The 18,689-nt window shown below is 47.3% G+C and carries 18 protein-coding genes; 3 read left to right on the top strand and 15 right to left on the bottom strand.

Annotated features, from left to right (window positions below):
- Window positions 1-51: 51 nt before the first annotated feature.
- Complete coding sequence (locus BLS14_RS20250; protein WP_090953870.1) at window positions 52-978, bottom strand: NADP-dependent oxidoreductase; 927 nt, start codon at window positions 976-978, stop codon at window positions 52-54.
- A gap of 181 nt (window positions 979-1,159) precedes the next feature.
- Here BLS14_RS20250 and BLS14_RS20255 point away from each other — a divergent pair, with 181 nt between their 5' ends.
- The gene (locus tag BLS14_RS20255) at window positions 1,160-2,038 is read left to right on the top strand and encodes a PhzF family phenazine biosynthesis protein (RefSeq protein ID WP_090953623.1); all 879 of its coding nucleotides are present in this window, start codon (window positions 1,160-1,162) and stop codon (window positions 2,036-2,038) included.
- On the opposite strand, the gene BLS14_RS20260 is transcribed toward BLS14_RS20255, so the two are convergent.
- The 4 genes from BLS14_RS20260 to BLS14_RS20275 all read right to left on the bottom strand — a co-directional run bounded on the left by BLS14_RS20260 (window position 2,033) and on the right by BLS14_RS20275 (window position 5,483).
- Window positions 2,033-2,989, bottom strand: a complete 957-nt coding sequence (locus BLS14_RS20260; RefSeq protein ID WP_090953625.1) for an alpha/beta hydrolase — start codon at window positions 2,987-2,989, stop codon at window positions 2,033-2,035. The genes BLS14_RS20255 and BLS14_RS20260 overlap by 6 nt on opposite strands.
- A 315-nt stretch (window positions 2,990-3,304) precedes the next feature.
- A complete protein-coding gene (locus tag BLS14_RS20265) occupies window positions 3,305-4,510 on the bottom strand; it encodes a cation:proton antiporter (protein WP_079696322.1) in 1,206 nt (401 codons plus the stop codon).
- A 3-nt stretch (window positions 4,511-4,513) separates the two neighbouring features.
- Entirely contained in the window at window positions 4,514-5,020 is a 507-nt protein-coding gene (locus BLS14_RS20270) for a cation:proton antiporter regulatory subunit (protein ID WP_063565368.1), read from the bottom strand.
- The gene (locus BLS14_RS20275) at window positions 5,010-5,483 is read right to left on the bottom strand and encodes a GreA/GreB family elongation factor (protein ID WP_090953627.1); all 474 of its coding nucleotides are present in this window, start codon (window positions 5,481-5,483) and stop codon (window positions 5,010-5,012) included. The genes BLS14_RS20270 and BLS14_RS20275 overlap by 11 nt, the downstream gene beginning before the upstream one ends.
- A 388-nt stretch (window positions 5,484-5,871) precedes the next feature.
- Between BLS14_RS20275 and gdhA the strand changes: the two genes are divergently transcribed.
- Together gdhA and BLS14_RS20285 are read left to right on the top strand one after the other, a co-directional pair.
- On the top strand, window positions 5,872-7,248 hold the full coding sequence (gene gdhA / locus BLS14_RS20280) for an NADP-specific glutamate dehydrogenase (protein WP_072734620.1): 1,377 nt from the start codon (window positions 5,872-5,874) through the stop codon (window positions 7,246-7,248).
- Window positions 7,249-7,458: 210 nt separating this feature from the next.
- Window positions 7,459-8,313: a pentapeptide repeat-containing protein gene (locus BLS14_RS20285; RefSeq protein WP_090953629.1), complete on the top strand. Its 855-nt coding sequence runs from the start codon at window positions 7,459-7,461 to the stop codon at window positions 8,311-8,313.
- Between the two features lie 183 nt (window positions 8,314-8,496).
- Here the strand turns inward: BLS14_RS20285 and BLS14_RS20290 are convergent, their stop codons facing one another.
- The 10 genes from BLS14_RS20290 to BLS14_RS20330 form a co-directional block, all read right to left on the bottom strand.
- On the bottom strand, window positions 8,497-9,474 hold the full coding sequence (locus BLS14_RS20290) for a diaminopimelate dehydrogenase (RefSeq protein WP_371121655.1): 978 nt from the start codon (window positions 9,472-9,474) through the stop codon (window positions 8,497-8,499).
- Between the two features lie 144 nt (window positions 9,475-9,618).
- Window positions 9,619-9,765 carry a hypothetical protein gene (locus BLS14_RS32685; RefSeq protein WP_176854632.1) on the bottom strand — a complete coding sequence of 49 codons (147 nt, stop codon included), beginning with the start codon at window positions 9,763-9,765 and terminating at the stop codon, window positions 9,619-9,621.
- Window positions 9,766-9,815: 50 nt separating this feature from the next.
- Complete coding sequence (locus BLS14_RS20295; protein ID WP_090953631.1) at window positions 9,816-10,799, bottom strand: alpha/beta fold hydrolase; 984 nt, start codon at window positions 10,797-10,799, stop codon at window positions 9,816-9,818.
- A gap of 271 nt (window positions 10,800-11,070) precedes the next feature.
- Window positions 11,071-11,826 (bottom strand): exodeoxyribonuclease III, encoded by a 756-nt coding sequence (locus tag BLS14_RS20300; protein WP_063565361.1) that lies wholly within the window; start codon window positions 11,824-11,826, stop codon window positions 11,071-11,073.
- 105 nt (window positions 11,827-11,931) lie between these two features.
- The gene (locus BLS14_RS20305; RefSeq protein ID WP_090953633.1) at window positions 11,932-12,666 is read right to left on the bottom strand and encodes an alpha/beta hydrolase; all 735 of its coding nucleotides are present in this window, start codon (window positions 12,664-12,666) and stop codon (window positions 11,932-11,934) included.
- Between the two features lie 37 nt (window positions 12,667-12,703).
- Window positions 12,704-13,726, bottom strand: coding sequence for a FecCD family ABC transporter permease (locus BLS14_RS20310; RefSeq protein WP_064636055.1), 1,023 nt, complete (start codon window positions 13,724-13,726; stop codon window positions 12,704-12,706).
- Window positions 13,719-14,726, bottom strand: coding sequence for a FecCD family ABC transporter permease (locus BLS14_RS20315; protein WP_063565358.1), 1,008 nt, complete (start codon window positions 14,724-14,726; stop codon window positions 13,719-13,721). The genes BLS14_RS20310 and BLS14_RS20315 overlap by 8 nt, the downstream gene beginning before the upstream one ends.
- A gap of 24 nt (window positions 14,727-14,750) precedes the next feature.
- The gene (locus BLS14_RS20320) at window positions 14,751-15,752 is read right to left on the bottom strand and encodes an ABC transporter substrate-binding protein (protein ID WP_090953635.1); all 1,002 of its coding nucleotides are present in this window, start codon (window positions 15,750-15,752) and stop codon (window positions 14,751-14,753) included.
- 117 nt (window positions 15,753-15,869) lie between these two features.
- On the bottom strand, window positions 15,870-17,513 hold the full coding sequence (locus BLS14_RS20325) for an AraC family transcriptional regulator (protein ID WP_090953636.1): 1,644 nt from the start codon (window positions 17,511-17,513) through the stop codon (window positions 15,870-15,872).
- 109 nt (window positions 17,514-17,622) lie between these two features.
- Window positions 17,623-18,447 carry an alpha/beta hydrolase gene (locus BLS14_RS20330; protein ID WP_090953872.1) on the bottom strand — a complete coding sequence of 275 codons (825 nt, stop codon included), beginning with the start codon at window positions 18,445-18,447 and terminating at the stop codon, window positions 17,623-17,625.
- Between the last annotated feature and the right edge of the window lie 242 nt (window positions 18,448-18,689).

Consider the following 18,689-nt stretch of genomic DNA (forward strand, 5'->3'; position numbering starts at 1 on the left):
TCTTCCGTCAGTAAAGTTTTTAAATTTGAAACCTTCAAAGATAACCCTCATCTATTCTACTCGAATGACCAGTTTTCCGCGTGTATGATGGGTTTCGCTTTTTTCGTGCGCTTCACGCAGTCCTTGTTCACTCAAGGGGTATGTCTCATCAATGATGGGTCTCAGCTTGCCCTCAGCAGCGAGCTCAGCCAACTGATCGAGTTGGTCCCCTTTGGGTTCCATCATGAACACGTTGGCGGTTACACCGGCTTCCTTAGCCAGCGTTTCATCCGGTTGTTCCACAAGTGATACCAGATGCCCACCTGGCTTTAATACCTTGAAGCTATCACGTTGAATATCGCCACCCATCGTGTCCAGCACGACATCATACCCGGAGAGAATCTCCGAGAAATCTTCTTTTTTATAATTGATAAAATGGTCCACTCCCAGCGAACGAAGCAACTCTTCATTCGATTCACTCGCCGTGGAAGCCACTCCAGCGCCAAGATATTTGGCAATCTGAATAGCAAAGGTTCCTACACCACCTGCTCCCGCGTGAATGAGGACCTTCTGCCCTTTGGCAAGCCGTCCATGGTCAACAAGTGCCTGCCAGGCCGTCATGGCTGCTAGCGGTATGGCAGCTGCTTCCTCGAAGCTCAGATTTTCCGGAATACGGGCAATGATGTCCGCATCCACAGCCACATATTCTGCATAGGTCCCGAAATGACGAGGACGGGCAAATACGCGATCGCCCGCTCTGAACCTAGTGACATTGGAACCCGCTTCAGTCACTGTCCCGGCCACATCCCCGCCCAATATTAGTGGGAAAGAATCTGCTGCCTCTTTCATATGGCCTTGTCTGACTTTAAAATCCACCGGGTTTACAGAAGTAGCATGAATGCGGATTAGCACCTGGTTCACTCCACATGCCGGCTTCGGCATTTCCTTTTCCTTCAATTGTTCCGCTCCACCGAACTTTTCAATCACAATTGCTTTCATTAGAGATCCCAGCCTTTCCATAGCATTATCGTTATGCTCTCCTTCTTCATTACCCTTCCCGAACGTTCACTTGACCTATATTCATGAATTCGCAGCAGGTTTGGGTTCACAATCCCGATTAGGAACCGTGATATAATGAAGAACTGTTGAACTTAAATAACTGAACAAGCGAGGTAGAGATGTGGAAATTGAAGTAAGTACGTTACATGCATTTTCGGATAAGCCTCTAGGCGGAAACCCCGCAGGCGTTGTTTTACAAGCAGGACACTTGTCCGACTCCCAGATGCAGGAGATTGCCAGACAAGTTGGATTCTCAGAGACCGCGTTTGTTATGCCATCGGATCAGGCTGATTTCAAAGTTCGTTACTTCACCCCTAGTGATGAAGTTGATCTATGCGGACATGCAACGATTGCCTTATTTTATTTAATGAAAGCACAGCATATCGTTGATGTAGGTGTATACACGCTGGAGACGTTAGCCGGAATACTTGAAGTAGTTGTCCACAACAATGGTGAAGTCTATCTGTCTCAGGCGCTTCCGGAGTTTGGAGAGATCGTTGACCGACAAGGCATTGCAGATTCTCTGGGTATTTCCACACATGATTTACACGCTGAATTACCTGTACAGATCGTATCTACCGGATTGCGCGATATCTTGATTGCGGTTAACCATGTTGATGTTCTGTCAAAAATCATTCCTGATTTTAAGCTTATCGCTGAAATTAGCAAAGCTAACCATGTCGTAGGTTATCACGTGTTTGCAGTCGAACCAGATAAAGAGAGTACTCTGGCAGAATGCCGGAACTTTGCTCCCCTTTACGATATCCCGGAAGAGAGCGCAACTGGTACTTCTAACGGTGCTTTACTCTGTTATTTACATAAATACAACCAACTTTCAGATCCCCACGATACAATCTATACGATTAGACAAGGGTATACTATGAACCGTCCCTCGGAGATTCAAGCCAGATTAACACTGGGCATGTCCAATGAAATTACAAAGATTCAAGTGGGCGGGGTCGCGGTTCATATAGAGAACATTCGAATTCAACTTTCATAAATGTTGAGCTTCAATCTTATGTAAAAATCGTAACACGGCTTCTTCCAATTGATTCAGCCCTGGCTGTTCTATAGGGAAGTGGCCCGCTCCTTCCAACACTACGCATTCCTTTTCCACCTTCAATCGATCAAAAAAAGATTGGCTGAACTGTAATGGTGTCATCGGGTCCAGTTCGGGGTGAACCAGCAGTACGGGACATTGGCCAAACTGTTCCGGATCTACCTCCGGCTTCTTATTCAGGAATGTTCTTAATAGTTCCAACGGGACACGTGTCGATGCCGCCTGTGGATCTTTCATAATAAGTTGGGTTAACTCCGAATTATTGGTAATCAGCTGCATACGCGATACTTGCTTCACAGAGATACGTATATGATCCAGTAAAGCCGGAAACCGATCCATCATACGTTTGCCCCATCGGCTCACCAAACGGTTTGGTGCAAGCTGGTCACGCATATCCGCATCACTCGTGTCCACAAATGTCGTTACAATCAAGCCTTGTACGTGCTCACTGCGTGCACTCATGTGATAAGCCAGCATACCTCCGATGCTGCTTCCCAATGCCACGATCGGCTTGCCGTCTTTCCTAAATTCGCAATCAGCGAGTGAAACAAGCAGCTTGATCCATAGTTCATAATTGAGACGTGTCCCAGGCAACGGATAGCTCAGTCCATACGGTGGAAGATCTGGCGATACTACCTCATAGCCTCGGAGCTGCAACATTCGAGCATAAGGCGCGAGCAACCTGCCATTGCCTCCAGCTCCGTGAATGAACAGAATTTTGATCGGCGACTCGGGCGCGGGCAGACGATCGATGTGCAGATGAACCCCGTTCGATTCCCACCACTCCTCTTCAGGATTCGCATGGTCCCCTAGCCTGAATTCTTCCGGGAAAAAGGCTTGATACTGTTTCCAATAATGATGTGATGAATGATATGAAGGCAGATTATCCATGCTGTTCATTCTCCTCTTGTGATAGATCAGTCTCATTCAGATTGAATGAGACTGATCCTATATAGCCAAAAAAGGCCGTGCATTGCACGACCTTACATTAAGCCTACTTCCATAAGTATACTTCTTTGTATAACAGCCTTCATACATCTGTCAATAAAGGGATGGTACATTCCCCGATACAATAAACGCCACACCAAGGAGAGAATATACTCCAAGTAGTGTGGCGTGTACGGTTTAGCAGTGGATTAGATTCAAAGCGTGTTTGCATTTGTGTATTAACCTACGCTGTAAAGACGTGGCAAACAGATGCACAATTCATCCCGTCTCTTTCCCCCTCATTCTTTTCCTCAAGCGAGCGTATTGACTGTAGATCCAAGGTGATTCTTTCGTCAGGATCGGGCCAAGCACTGCCAGAATCAACACATATAACACGGCAAAAGACTGAATGGATGCCATCAGGCCTCCTGCCTTGCCGATATTCGCCATAATGATAGAGAACTCTCCACGGGACACCAGCGTGAATCCCACATTAAGAGAAGCGCGTGGAGACATCCCGGAGAGTCTGCCAGCGATCATGCCCGCACCATAGTTGCTGGCAATGGTCAGAATAACGGCAATCACGGTCATTCCAACGGCTCCGCCAAGGGTCGAAGGTTCAATGGTCAGGCCAAAGCTGAAAAAGAAGATCGCCCCAAAGAAATCTTTGAACGGCATAATCTGATGCTCAATTCGGCTGGCATGTCTGGACTCCCCCAGAACCAGCCCCATCATCAGAGCTCCAATCGCTTCGGCTACATGCAGCGTTTCCGAGAAACCCGCCACCAGAAAGAGCAGCGTCATAACGGTAAGCAGAAACAACTCCGATGACTTGATGTTGAGTGCCTTATCAATATACTTGATGCATTTCCTGCCTATGATTAGAAATAGCACAATAAAGAGCAGCGCAGACAAGGATACGAGCAAGACGCTGAGGAATGAGGTAGCCCCACTAAGTACAAGCCCCGTCAGAATCGAGATATGGATGGCAATAAACAGATCATCAAACATGATCATGCCCATAATAATCTCCGTCTCCGGGTTCGCCGTGCGCTTCAGATCCACGAGTACTTTAGCCACAATAGCTGTGGAAGAACTCGTCATAATACCACAGACAACTAACGTTTCTTTGAGTGGCAGTTCCATGAACCATCCTAGCAGCAGACCGGAAGCAAAATTTAGTCCAACGTAGAACATACCTCCGGTCAGAATGGCTTTGCCCGACTTCATCAGGCGGGAGACCGAAAATTCCAATCCCAGATAAAAGAGCAAAAACAGAATACCCAGCCTGCCCATAAATTCAATAAATTCCGAGCTTTCGATAAAACGCAAATCCACAATGCCGATCTGTGGTGCATGCGGTCCAACAGCCATACCAATCAGAATATAGAAAGGAATGACCGAAAATCGTAATCTTGCAGATATTAGCCCCGTAAGTGTAATCAGCGCAACGGCAATTCCCACTTCGAATATGAGCATATCCATAGGCTAGAGCCGTCCATTGGATAACAACTGTTTTAACAGTTTGATCTGATCCCGTTCACCAGCGACAACAACCGTTGCTCCCGCGGTAAAGGTATAGTCCGGACCTGGATTAAACTGCTTCATCCTGTTCTTCTCCACCACAGCAAGAATAACTGCTCCTGTTGCCTGGCGAATATTCAGTTCTCCGATCGATCTTCCTATGCTCTCTGAATGCGGCTCAATACGGAGCCACTCAATTAACAGTCCCTCCAGCATAACTTCACGCTCATCCTGAAAGGTTGGTTTGTACGTCATGCCACCGACAATAGCCGCAACCGCACGTGCCTCATCATCATCCAGTGTGACCAGTGACACCATATCTCCCAATTCTTCAGGCGAATCGCCTGATTCCATGTGAAACAGGTCACGTCGCTCATCATTATGGATAACGATGACCAGATGCTCACCGCTGCGTGTGTGCAACCAATATTTGCGTCCAATTCCCGGCAAATCCGTCTCTTTAAAGTGCATGATCTGCACCCCCAGTGGACATCCGATTCAAGGACTCATTGTTTAACGTAATATCCGTAATGCGTACTCGCATGGAGCCAGCCGGTATATTAATCGACCTCACTTCTCCCTTGAGCCCAAGCAATAATTGCCGCCCCACAGGGGAGAGGAAGGAAATATGCCCCGCATCCGGGTCCGCGTCATCCGGCATAACAATGTTGAATGAATCAGATGTATGGAAGTCAACGTAATCAAAACGGATCAAACTACCGATAAGTACCACCGAGTCCAGAGCTTCATCCGAACCAAGGAGCAGCTTCTCCACACACGTTGTATAGTTCGCAAGCAGGCGTTCCATCTGCGAGCGTTCCGGATCACGCACGTCAAAATAGGCGTCGAGAAATGTTCTTTTCTCTTCACCGAATATAATGAGCTGGTTCACCAGCATTTCTCTGCAATTTTGAAAGGAGGTCCTATGGTTCATAATAAATCTCACCTCCTATACAAGCCCTGTTCTCCATGTTGATTCGCATGTTTTTCTTCATCATGTTGTTCTCCTCCTTCATATAGATAAAAAAACCACGGATACCGCGGTCTTACTACCATCTTACCAAAACTAATTTTTTAATCCAGCTATTCCGTTAACTTTGCCTTGTATAACGATAAAAGGGGCGTCCATTCAGCTTCCAAACTTAACCTTTACATCATATGACAGATCCATAGAAGATTTTAATAACGTCATAAAAAACATTTTATGGGTTTTCATCTCGTATTTTTATTTTGTTTCCTGTATATTTAACTACAAACTTTTATGCAATTTATACAAATAGCCATCCCAAGACTTTAACACAATAAAGGAGTGCATTGAAAAAGTGTCGACTATAACTAAGGATTCAACTCAAGTAACTGCCGCAGAGTATGTTCATTCCGTTTACGAATCGGTTATCGCCAGAAATCCACAGGAAAGTGAATTCCATCAGGCTGTCAAAGAGATCCTGGACTCGCTTATTCCTGTCATTGCAGCTCACCCGAAATATCGGGAAAATGGCTTGCTTGAACAGCTTGTTGAGCCAGAACGTGTCATTACGTTCCGCGTGCCTTGGGTAGATGATCAAGGCAAGGTACAAGTAAACCGTGGATTCCGTGTTCAGTTCAACAGCGCAATTGGTCCTTATAAAGGTGGACTTCGTTTCCATCCTTCCGTTTACTCGGGAATCGTTAAATTCCTTGGATTTGAACAAATTTTCAAGAATGCCCTGACTGGCCTGCCAATCGGCGGTGGTAAAGGTGGTTCCGACTTCGATCCAAAAGGAAAATCAGATCTGGAAGTCATGCGTTTCACTCAAAGCTTCATGACTGAGCTGTACAAATATATCGGTTCCGATGCGGACGTACCTGCCGGGGACATCGGTGTAGGTGCACGGGAAATCGGTTATATGTTCGGACAGTACAAACGCATCAGCGGTGGACACGAAGCTGGCGTTCTTACAGGTAAAGGGCTCCTATACGGAGGAAGTCTTGCACGTAAGGAAGCTACCGGATTCGGATGCGTGTACTTTGTGAAGGAAATGTTGGCATCTAAAGGACTGAGCTTCAAGGACAGCACCGTGGTTGTCTCCGGTTCGGGTAATGTATCCATCTATGCCATTCAGAAGGCTCAAGAGCTTGGAGCTAATGTTGTCGCGTGTAGTGACTCTGGTGGTTATATCTATGACGCTCAAGGAATCAATCTGGATACCGTAAAAAGATTAAAAGAGGTTGATCGTCTGCGGATCAGCGAATATGTCAAAGAGCATCCACATGCCGTGTATACCGAAGGCTGTGAAGGCATCTGGTCTATCCCTTGTGATATCGCGCTGCCTTGTGCAACGCAAAATGAAATCGACGAACAGGCTGCTGCATTGCTCGTGCAAGGCGGAGTTAAAGCGATTGGTGAAGGAGCGAACATGCCTTCCACTCTGGCTGCGATTGACGTTTTCCATAAAGAAGGCGTTCTGTTTGGACCAGCCAAAGCGGCTAATGCTGGCGGAGTTGCCGTGTCCGCACTTGAAATGTCGCAGAACAGCATGCGGTTGTCCTGGTCATTTGAAGAAGTGGACGCCAAGCTGCATGACATTATGTCTGACATCTACACTAGCTGTGTTCAGGCAGCGGATGAGTACGGCTGTGCAGGTAACCTGCTTGCGGGAGCGAACATCGCTGGCTTCCTGAAGGTTGCAGACGCCATGCTTGCGCAAGGTATCGTCTAATTCTAATTGTGTTACAGTTGTTAACTAACTAAATAAACCGCCTTCCATCACGGGAGGCGGTTATTTTACATTCCTACCTGTCATTTATGGAGTTTAATCCGGTATCAGGATCGCCATGTGATCCATATCGGAATTGATCGAAATCCAGTGTAATGGTAAAGTTGTACTGACCTTAAAATAGCATTTTTTTTAATTAAAGGAAGTGTATAAATGACTAACCAAGCATTCAGTAGCAATCAGGCTACTCTGCATTTAAGCGCAGACTGTGAGCAATGTTTTGGTCTATGCTGTGTCGCCTTGCCGTATGGCAAATCCTCAGACTTTGCTTTTGATAAATCCAGCGGCACCCCCTGTTCCAATCTCCGTACCGATAACCGCTGCGGCATCCATACACAGCTGCGACAGAAAGGGTTCAAGGGCTGCACAGTCTACGATTGTTTCGGGGCTGGGCAGAAACTATCACAAATTACATATGCGGGCAAGGATTGGCGTAATCATCCCGAATCAGCTGCTGAAATGTTCGATTGCTTGCCTGTCATGAAGCAGCTTCATGAGATGATGAGCTATATCAATGAAATGCTACAGCTGCCGGAAACATCATCCATCCATGCCGCGTTGAAGGACGTATATGTGGAAACGAACCGACTGACCGATCTGGAGCCATCTGCCATATTACGTCTCGATATTCCCGTACATCGGGCGGTGGTGAACGAACTGCTTGTATTGGCCAGCGAGATGGTGCGGGCAAAGGTCCCAGCTTCGGGTAAGGAGCCTTCCAAATCGAAGACCAAAAAGCGTATCGGAAGAGACTTTCTGGGTGCCAATCTAAAAGGAGCTGACCTTCGGGGAGCGAGCTTCAGAGGTGCATTAATGATAGCGGCTGACCTACGAAACGCAGATATGAGAAAGACCGATCTAATTGGGGCTGACTTGCGGGATGCGAATCTGGGTGGAGCGGATCTGAGAGGCAGCATCTTTCTGACGCAATCCCAGCTCAACTCGGCAAAAGGCAGTGCAGATACCAAGTTGCCGGATCATTTAAACATTCCCTCACACTGGCTGTAGGGAAGACTGTCCCAAGATGAAGTATGAATTATGAATGAATATGAATAAACCATGAATATGCACTGATTCGTATGTATAACACAAACAGCTCGTCCCTCTGTTTAGAAGGACGAGCTGTTTGTGTTGTATTACATTTTAGATATGAATAATCAGGTCTTACAACTGCGGTAATGAATTAACGGACTACAGCAAGTCGCGGCGAAGGTCCTCAGCCGATTTAGGAGACAGGTGACCGAGTGGGATATCAAATACCGTCTTAGCCCCTTTGTGTCCTTCCAGACTCAAACGTTGTGCGGCTCTTGCATAAGCCACCAGTACACTTGCGGTAAATTCAGGATTGCTGTCGAGCTTCAGACCAAACTCAATAATTTGTTTCTGGCCTGCGCCTGTAACTCCACTACGAATGACAAATCCACCGTGCGGCATGCCTTCATGCTCAGCCTTCAATTGCTCTTCAGTAATAAACGTCACCGTTGTATCGTAATCCGAGAAATAGTTAGGCATAGATACAATCGTTTCACGAATCTCGTCCTGATTTGCACCAGCTTCTGCAACTACATAGCATTGACGCAGATGCTTCTCACGTGTGGTCAATTCTGGGGTCTCCCCAGCACGAATGCTGTTGATTACTTCTTCAACAGGTACAGTGTATTGCACACCAGCCTTAACGCCAGGAACACGACGGATGGCATCGGAGTGACCTTGGCTTACTCCTTTACCCCAGAACGTGTACTCTTTACCTTCTGGCAGGATCGATTGAGCAAGCAGTCGGTTCATGGAGAACAAGCCTGGGTCCCAACCTGTGGAAATGACGCTCACATGGCCACCTTGCTCTGCCGCAGCGTTAACTTCTTTATAGAATTCAGGGATTTTGGCATGTGTATCGAAGCTATCCACCGTATTGAACAATTTTGCAATTGCAGGTGTCTGCTCCGGAAGATCGGTTGCCGAACCTCCACACAGAATCATCACATCAATTTTGCCTATGTATTGCTCAGCAGCAGAGATATGTTCGAAACGAACCTCTGTACCTTCTGCAACCATCTGCTCCGGGTTACGACGTGTAAATACAGCAACAAGCTCCATATCCGGGTTTTGAGTAATAGCTTTCTCTACACCTTTGCCCAGATTTCCGTAACCTACGATACCAACTTTGACCATGTTCAATCCTCTCCTGTCTTCATCTATAGTTGCCTACTTTATCTAGTATAATGATATAACATAACATGTAAATTGTCAGGTTTCCAGTTTGAAATAAAAATACCTTGCATGCAGAGCAGCAAGGCCTGATATATTCCTTTTATTCTAATCACGTCCAACCGAATGGATAAAAGGTATGACATCCACGGAAGAAGTAGCAAACAAGACGGAAACGGACAATACCGTTAGAGACAACAGACAACTTGCCAGGAGTAAGGAAAGGAATCTTGAAGCGGTTCTGATCTTTTTCATCCATCCTACCTCCTCATCTTGTTTGCTATATTTTGGCTGGATTATGTTCTTCATAGTTCACCGGACCGCCTCACCAACTCCAAAATTTCATTGGCGACAATATCCGGCTGACTGTTATGAATATCGTGTTTGGCGTGTGCCACAGTGACCTGTGTTCCTTGACTGGACCATGAAGCAAAATCGGCTTGATCTGCCTGCCATGCCCGGCTGCCTTCGCTCGATTTCTCTGAACCGGCCGTCAGAATGGTTAGCGGGAAGGAGAATTCCTTTTTATGCTCCAAGATATGGGCTACGTTCGTCTTGGAATTGCGCATCTCTCCAATCACGTTGTCATTGTAAGCATGCTTGAGTGTGGATATGGTGGCTGCCTTTCTCATTGACTCCGTAACGAGATCCGGGTTAACGACCAAAGATTCGGTTAACCGATCCGAATGCAGCAATGTCCGCACAATTCCTGTTTTCACCAGAAGACGGGCTGAATCGAAATACCAATCCGATTGCTCCATAGCCACAGTGCTGTAATATTCGGGACTTCCTCCATCAATCATGACCATGCCAGCTACCTCATCGGGATACATTTGTGCGAATCGCAAGGTCTCCAGCGATCCTAGAGAATGACCTACCATGATATATGGCGGACGTTGGCCGGATACTCGCAGCAATTGATGGATTTCCTCTGTAATGGTATCGATATCACGTGGCCGATCCGTATAATCGCTATACCCGTAACCGAACCGATCATACACCGCAATTTTCACCTGGGATTTCAACTTGTTATATAGCGGGCTGAAATCAACATACGGATTGGGCGTACCCCAGCCTGAAGCGAGAACAACTGTCGCATTTCCTCTTCCCGTTGTATAGAGATGCATGTTACGTCCGCTCACCTCATACATCTTGCCTGGTGCAGTATAAGATTTCATGTCCTGTGTCGACTGATACGCCTCGTACGCGGTACCTACCAGCAGCAGAAGTCCTGTTGCCAGCATCAGGCCACCCAGCCCCTTCAAACCTCTCCGTAACCCCTTCTTCATCGTTCTCTACCCCTTACCCGAATCATCTTCTATATGTATTCTTCAATCTTACCCAAGTACGGGTGGAAACGGAACGATCCCGGGTCCAGTTCTTTCCCCAACCTAAGTCTAGTTCCACCCCCTACCCGCAGGATGAAAAATACCATTGAGACCTGTACCAAAGGGAAGATAATCATATAGACAACGTAAAATAACCGCGAATTCCCGATAACGGAAACCTGCGGTTTTGATGATATTCATTTTGTAAAAAGCCAAATAAACCCTCTGCAATCTACAATTGCAACGTGAGACCCACCGGGCAATGATCACTGCCCATGACATGGCAATCAATATGCGCCTCTGACACCTTCGGAGCCAGCTGATTGGACACAAGAAAATAATCGATCCGCCATCCAACATTACGCTCTCTTACCTTGGGCATGTACGACCACCAACTGAACACATCCGTGCGATCCGGGTACAGATGACGGAAGCTATCCACATATCCGGCAGCCAGCAGATCGGTCATTTTGCCTCGCTCTTCCAGCGTGAATCCCGAGTTGCCCAGATTCGGCTTCGGATTCTTCAGGTCGATCTCCTGATGGGCTACATTCAGGTCACCACATACGATAACCGGCTTGGTCTGCTCCAATTGCAGCACGTACCCTCTGAACCGATCCTCCCATTCCAAACGGTAAGGAAGTCTGGTCAGATCCCGCTTCGCATTGGGGGTATATACGTTGATGAGATAAAAATGATCAAACTCCAGCGTAATCATTCGGCCTTCCGGTTCGCTATCTTCCTCGATCCCATACCAGACAGATAGCGGCTTGATCCGGGTAAATATGGCTGTGCCGGAGTATCCTTTTTTGACAGCATAATTCCAGTATTGATATACGTCTTCACCCAGATCCATTTCGATCTGTCCTGCCTGCAGCTTGGTCTCCTGCACACAGAAAATATCGGCTTGACTCTCGTTATAATAATCCATGAATCCTTTGGTAACACATGCCCGCAATCCATTTACATTCCAGGACACCAGCTTCATATCCTCATCTCCTCACATCTCCCCAATATAGCATGGGCGAATTCGGAAGGACAAGCTGAGGTGTGACGATATCCAAACAGAATGAGCGCTTACTAAGCCCTATGCTCACTGAAACAACCAGGTTAATGCTTCAGGCAGATGCTTGGCAAAAAATAAAAGATCATGCGTCCCGCCCTCTTCCTCCACATAATTCAGCCGCTCGGCAGGATAGCCCTGGGCCAAAATCATGCGACACGCAGAACGTGTATTTTCCAGCATTTGTGCTTGGGCATTAGCCTTGTACACACCTTCCAGACTCCCAACGTACATATACAGCTTCAACCCGCGGCGTTCAGCCCAGGAATAGTCACTCATATAATCGAGGAAACCTTCATACCACATTGAGGCTGATAACGCCCCAACCTTTCCAAAGATATGAGGGAATTCCATCGCCGCAAACAGAGAGATCAGCCCACCGAGTGAACAGCCAAGTATACCTGTATTCTCTGAATCTGCAAGAGTACGGTAAGACGAGTCCACATACGGTTTCAGCTGCTCAGTGATCGCCTTCAGATATATGCTTCCCTGACCGCCAAAGGCCGAAAAGGATGCATGCAGCGCTGGTACAGGCCATGGTGTGTAGTCATCGTTGCGATTGTGAGGTTCAATACCAACCAAAATCAATTCAGGCAATTTTCCGGAGCGAAAAGAATGATCCAGCAGATTGCTGCAGGCTTTGGCTACCGCACCTCCATCCTGAATATAAACGACCGGGTAATGACGATCTCCCTCTTTGTAAGATGGCGGAAGCAGCAGATGGAGCGTCCAGCCATTAACCGACTCCTGTACCCATTTACTCATGTATGGAACCCTTCCCTCCTGTTTCAAATCTGGCTTGTTACATCCGGTTTTTGAGCAGTAAAAAGATGAAATAAGGAACGCCAATAATGGAGATGACGATGCCCACAGGCAGTTCTGCCGGGGCAAATACCGTTTTGCCGATCAAATCCCCTACAACAACCATCGCCATGCCAACCAACCCGGATATCGGAATGACCCGTTTATGGTGAAGCCCCACCAGCCGCCGTGCAATATGAGGAGCGATTAACCCAACAAATCCGATACTCCCGGATACGGCAACACAGGCACTGACGAGCCCAACACTGCCCAGCAACAATATTTTTCTCTCCCGATGAACATCCACACCGAGTCCCATGCTGCTGGCCTCCTGCAGCTGCATGACATCCAGCACACGGGATTTAGCCCAAAGCAATGGAATCAGCAGAACCAGCCATGGAATCATCGCCGATATGTATCGCCAATTGGCATTATAAATGCTGCCTGTCAGCCAGACGGTAGCCATCTCAAAATCGGACGGGTTCATCTTTAGGGAAAGATAAAGCGTAATTGCACTAAAACCTGAACCGATGGCAATCCCGACCAGAATGAGCCTTTGGGAATCCAACTGTCCGCGCTCCTGAGCAAACCACAAGATGAGAATAACTGCGGTTAATCCACCCACCAGGCCAAACAGCGGCATCGCCATAACGGACAACCATCCTGTACCCGTTATGGACCCGTGAAACAGAAGCATAAAGAGCACCATTGCTGTTCCAGCACCTGCGTTAATACCAAGCATGCCGGGGTCAGCAAGCGGATTGCGCGCAATACCCTGAATTACAGCTCCGGCAATCCCGAGTCCCAGGCCAAGCAGTAATGCAATGACAATTCGCGGTAGCCTGAAATCAAAAATGACCAGATCATGCTCATGGACAGGGTCCAGCCGTAATAACGTTTTGACCACATCCATCACCGATATGTCAAACGCACCGTTAGTCAAACTGATATAAACGGCTGCTGCAATGATTATTGAACTTATGAAAATGACGGCCCATAATCTTCCCCGCTGCGGTTCAGGCATGTTTTCCCCCTCCTTTGGTTTTGATCAGATAAAGGAAGAAGGGAACGCCAAATAATGCGGTGACGACTCCAATTGGTGTTTCAAACGGAGAGTTAATGAAACGACTCAAGATGTCACACCAGGCCAAAAAGAATCCGCCCAGCAGAGCGGAGCACGGAATAATCCAGCGGTAATCTACCCCGAAGAGAAATCGGGTAATATGCGGAACCAACAAACCGACAAAAGCGATTTTGCCCGCCAAAGCCACAGATATTCCAGTCAGGATAACCACACTCAGTATCGATAAAGCCTTAACCCATCCGGTACGCTGCCCCAGGCTTGTTGCCACATCATCGCCCATCGACAGAATGGTAATAGACTTGGAGAGGATGATGGCTAACGCCAGTCCCACCACAGCAAATGGAATAATCAGCTTGATCATGCCCGGGTCCATCTGATGCAATCTGGCGTTATACCAGAAACTGATCGTTTGAGACACCTGATAATAGGTAGCTACTGCCTGAGATACACCACCGAGGAATGTCCCAATAATCGTTCCCAGAATGGCAAGCCGAACAGGCGACATGCCGCCCGGCAGTAACCAGGCTATGAAAAATACCAGTCCTGCTCCAAGTGCCGATCCCGCCAAAGAGTAAAATATAAGACCAAGAGATGACGTATTCGGCATAAATACCATGCATAAGGTGATGACCACTACCGATCCATCGGATACCCCCATAATGGAAGGGGATGCAAGATAGTTTCTTGTCATCCCCTGCATGAGCGCACCTGACACCGCCAGAAAAGCCCCGATTAATAGAGCACCAATAACACGCGGGAGCCGGGATGACACGATGATCTGGTGATCGATGCTGTCTGTATCAAAATGGAAAATGGCTGCCATTATGGTCGAAACGTCAATGCTCTTGGCTCCGTACATAACGGACGCCAGAATGGTAACTGCAATGAACAGAGGTGCTGCTGCGAACAGCACCACCGGATTCAATCTTCTTTTTTGCATAGGAGTATACACGCCTTGCTCTAATTATTTGGATAACTGCTCAACTGCTGCTTTCAGGAATTCAATACGACTCCAGGCCGGACCACCTTCAGCCAATGGATCAATGACATTAACAAAAGCATGATTTTCCTTCAGCGCAGTTGTCTTCTGGATAATCGGGTTGTTCTGTAGATCTGTCAGGGCATTCGGGGTGTCGGAGTTCTCGGATGTCTCAAATTGTAAAAACACATAATCCGGGTTCATCTCTGCAAACTTCTCTACCGAAAGTGCTTCCTGTGCTTTGGCTGCCTGAATCTCGGCCGGAACCTGGAATCCAAGGTCTCCATACAGAATCGGATTCACAAAGACAGACTCAGGATACACATACATTTGTCCGTTACGAATACGTACTGCCAACACCTTTTTGTTTTCCAGTTTGTCCCCAAGTTCAGCCTGGGCAGTAGTCAAAGCAGCCTTATACTGTTCAATTTCCTGTTTGGCCTGTTCCTGTTTGCCTGTCAGCTCAGCCAGCAGATTAAGGTTCGACTCCCAATCCGTAGCAATATGAGACACCTGAATAAATGGCGCAATTTTGCTTAACTGCTCGGCCACTTCAGGTTTAAACTTCGTAGAACCCAGGATAATATCCGGTTTCAGGGACAGAATGGTCTCAAAGTTAGGCTCAATCTTCTGCCCAATGGACTCAGCTTGATCCGTGATAGAAGCATACATCTCCGGGAATTCGCCGCCAAAAGTAATAGCCCCTACCGGATGTACATCAAGAACCAGTGCATCCTCCATGGCTTCCATGGAACCGGTAATTACAATACGGTTAACCTCTGTCGGAACCGTGTACTCCTGATCTAAGTATTTAATAGTTCTTGTGCCTTCAGCTGCCTCAGCTGTATCCGTTTCATTGGTCGTCGCCGTTGTTCCAGTCGAGGCCGAATTCTCCGCAGTCCCTGACGCGTCCTCTTTATTGGCGCACGCTCCCAATACAGCGAGCATACATATCATTACCAAACATAACCCCAATTTCTTTTTCATCTCTGGTGATCCCCCTTCAATTTCGATTATTCTAATTGAGAATAATAATCATTATTGAATGATAAACAAGATTGACCGACAGAACCATGGACTCTGTCCTGAATCTCTATGGATTTTTCACCGATAGCGATCCATCAGATCGTCCAGGATGCGTTCGTTGGCGAGGGGCGAGTTCTCAAGCCAGGGATCAGCCGGGATGATGAACAACCGGTTATTCTGAACAGATTTTATATTTTGCCACAAGGAGGTTTTCTGCACATCCTCCCAGAAGGATAACGTCTCACTCTCCTGACATACCATCAGAAATATCCAATCCGTCTGCATTTCATCCAGTTGTTCCAGCGTAATCGGCTCGTTATATATCTCCCCTTCCTCACTAACATGAGCTGGTTTGACTGCCAAATCTCCATATAACACTTCCAACATGGATGGTGAACAATAACGTGTGAACTGATGTTTTAACAAACGGACAACGACTACCTTCTCGTTGCCAAGCTTTTGATGCATCATCGTTTTGACCTGGTCCGCCTTATGATCATAAGTTTCCAGCCAACTCTTGGCATCCTGCTGTGCCCCCAGTTGTTCAGCCAGAATCTGAAGCTGTGAACGCCAGTTGTGATCTGAGACCGTGAGGTAATGAACCGGCGCAATACTTTCAAGCTGTGCTTTCTCCTCAGGTCGCAAGTGGTCGTAACTGATAATCAGGTCAGGCTGATGCTCCTGCAGAGCCTGAATTTTGGATTGCCATTCCATGTCAATCCGATAGGCACTCAGATGTACAGGGATGTCCTTGCCATACATTCGATAATAATACGATGTCCATTTCGGGTGCAGCGGTGCCGCATAGGGAATCATGTTCAGGGCCAGCAAATGTCCTGTAATCGCAATGTGATAGGCGGCAATTTTACGGCGGCGGCTGTTCATATATACCGAAGGGGATATTCCCATGGCTTTTTTAAATTTGCGACTGAAGTAAAATTCGTCGTGATATCCAACCTGATGAGCAATATCCCGCAGACGCATTTCAGTACCGGCCATCAGTTGCTTTGCCCGGTTAATGCGGAGTGAAGAAATATAATCAGTTGTACTCATTCCATATCTTCGCTTGAACAGGTCCACATAATATTTCGGACTCAGCCCGGCCATGCCTGCCAGATATTCCACGGTTAGATTCTCATTGGAATGCTCATCGATATAATCTTTGGTACGCTGGATCATCATCTGGGAATCTTCCTTGTGCGGAGGTGATGCTTCCGTAAGGCTTGCAAGCAATTGGAGAAACTGCACATGTGCCTGAAATTGCCCCATGGCCCTGCCACTATGCCACAGATTGTGTATTTCTTCGCACATAAATGAGAGCTGAACAGTGGGTGACACTGCCAGCTCCTTGCCAGATCTGAACATCGGGGTATCTTTAACCACATGCAAGGTGTCAGGATCATCATGCAGCTCTTGATAAAGGTCAAACCGCATGATCGTTACTTCGGCTCCTTCATCTCCGAAAGAGGTCAGTCCAAAAGTGGATTCGGGTACACAGGAATATACGCCTTGTGCATGGATATGGATAGACCCCCGATCCAGTGTCAGTAAGGCTTCACCACCTGTGACCATGACAAGCACATATGACGAGGTATGCTGCTGGGGAATGTTCCAGTCCGAAGTGGATTTCATTTTCTCCATGTCACGCAATTTTATAGTCAATCTGTCGAGCAGATACGTGGAATCCACCTCTTGATTAGGGTATAAGTTAGGGGAAATCATCTATTTATAGGCCTCCATTTGATAACCATTCTCAATAACTATCATCAGTATATCAAATTTTCGGAGACCCCCGCATCTACTAGTTCTTTCATGATGGTACTCAACCCGTTCAATCTCTGGATGCAAATCGCAGTGCCCTGTTGATCAACACAGGCAATACCGAGATATGACCTTCATCTTCAAAACAGATAAAATCAGCGCGGACTCCCCTAGCATCGGCATGGTTCAACCATTCGGTAAACACTCGGGAACGTTCAATCACCCCGCTGGGATGACTCCCCTCCAGTTCTCCTACTGCAAGTAAAACGTGAATTTTCATACGATTATCCAGCATACGGGAAGCAAACGTCTCTTGCTGCCGGGCGATCCAGGCCGAGTTCCAATGAAGAGACGGACTACCTGCAATGTAATTTCGGTATGTTCCCGGACGTTCCAGTAACAACTGCAAAACAAATAAGCCGCCCAGCGAGTGCCCCACAACGGATTGTCTGCTCCTATCAATGGCATAGCGTCGTTCAATATCCGGCTTCAATTGTTCCTCGATAAATTGGGTGAATGCTTCAGCGCCGCCATGCTCCGGCCAAGTTGCTCCATCCGGTCTCCGGGGTAATTCCTCTTCGGGAACCAACATCATAAAGTCATAGTGCCTGTCCGGTGGAAAGGCTTCCCGGGCTGTATACCCCACGCCAACAATAACTGCCGGAACAACCCCGGTCTTCTCCGGGCGTAAAGATTGTACACGCATGGCCTCAACCATCGTACCAAACACCGCATTGGCATCCAGTAGATAGATCACGGGATATCCGGAAGCTGGCGGGGCGCTCTCCGGCACCCAAACTCTGATCTCGTACTCTCTTTTGGTCTGTTCTGCACGCATGCGGTAAAAGGTGGTTCCCGGCAAAGTTACCTCCGGTTCTGTTCCGTCATGTCTCATCACTTGTTTCAATGAAGTATTCCTCCTGGTTGCTACGGCTTTAGTCTCCGATTATATCCAAGGTCGGTCCGGCCTTCCATGGACGAATCACCCATTTCCATATGGAAAATGCACCGCTTCATTGCACGCATGGCTTTTCCATTTCCATGAAAGAACAAAGCCGGCCCCCTTGACGGGGTAACCGGCTCTGTTTTGTTTTGCTTTGTATTGTATTGTAGGGTTCTATTTTTCTATAAAACATG

It is taken from the genome of Paenibacillus sp. OK060 (assembly GCF_900101205.1).
Classification (GTDB): Bacteria; Bacillota; Bacilli; order Paenibacillales; family Paenibacillaceae; genus Paenibacillus; species Paenibacillus marchantiae.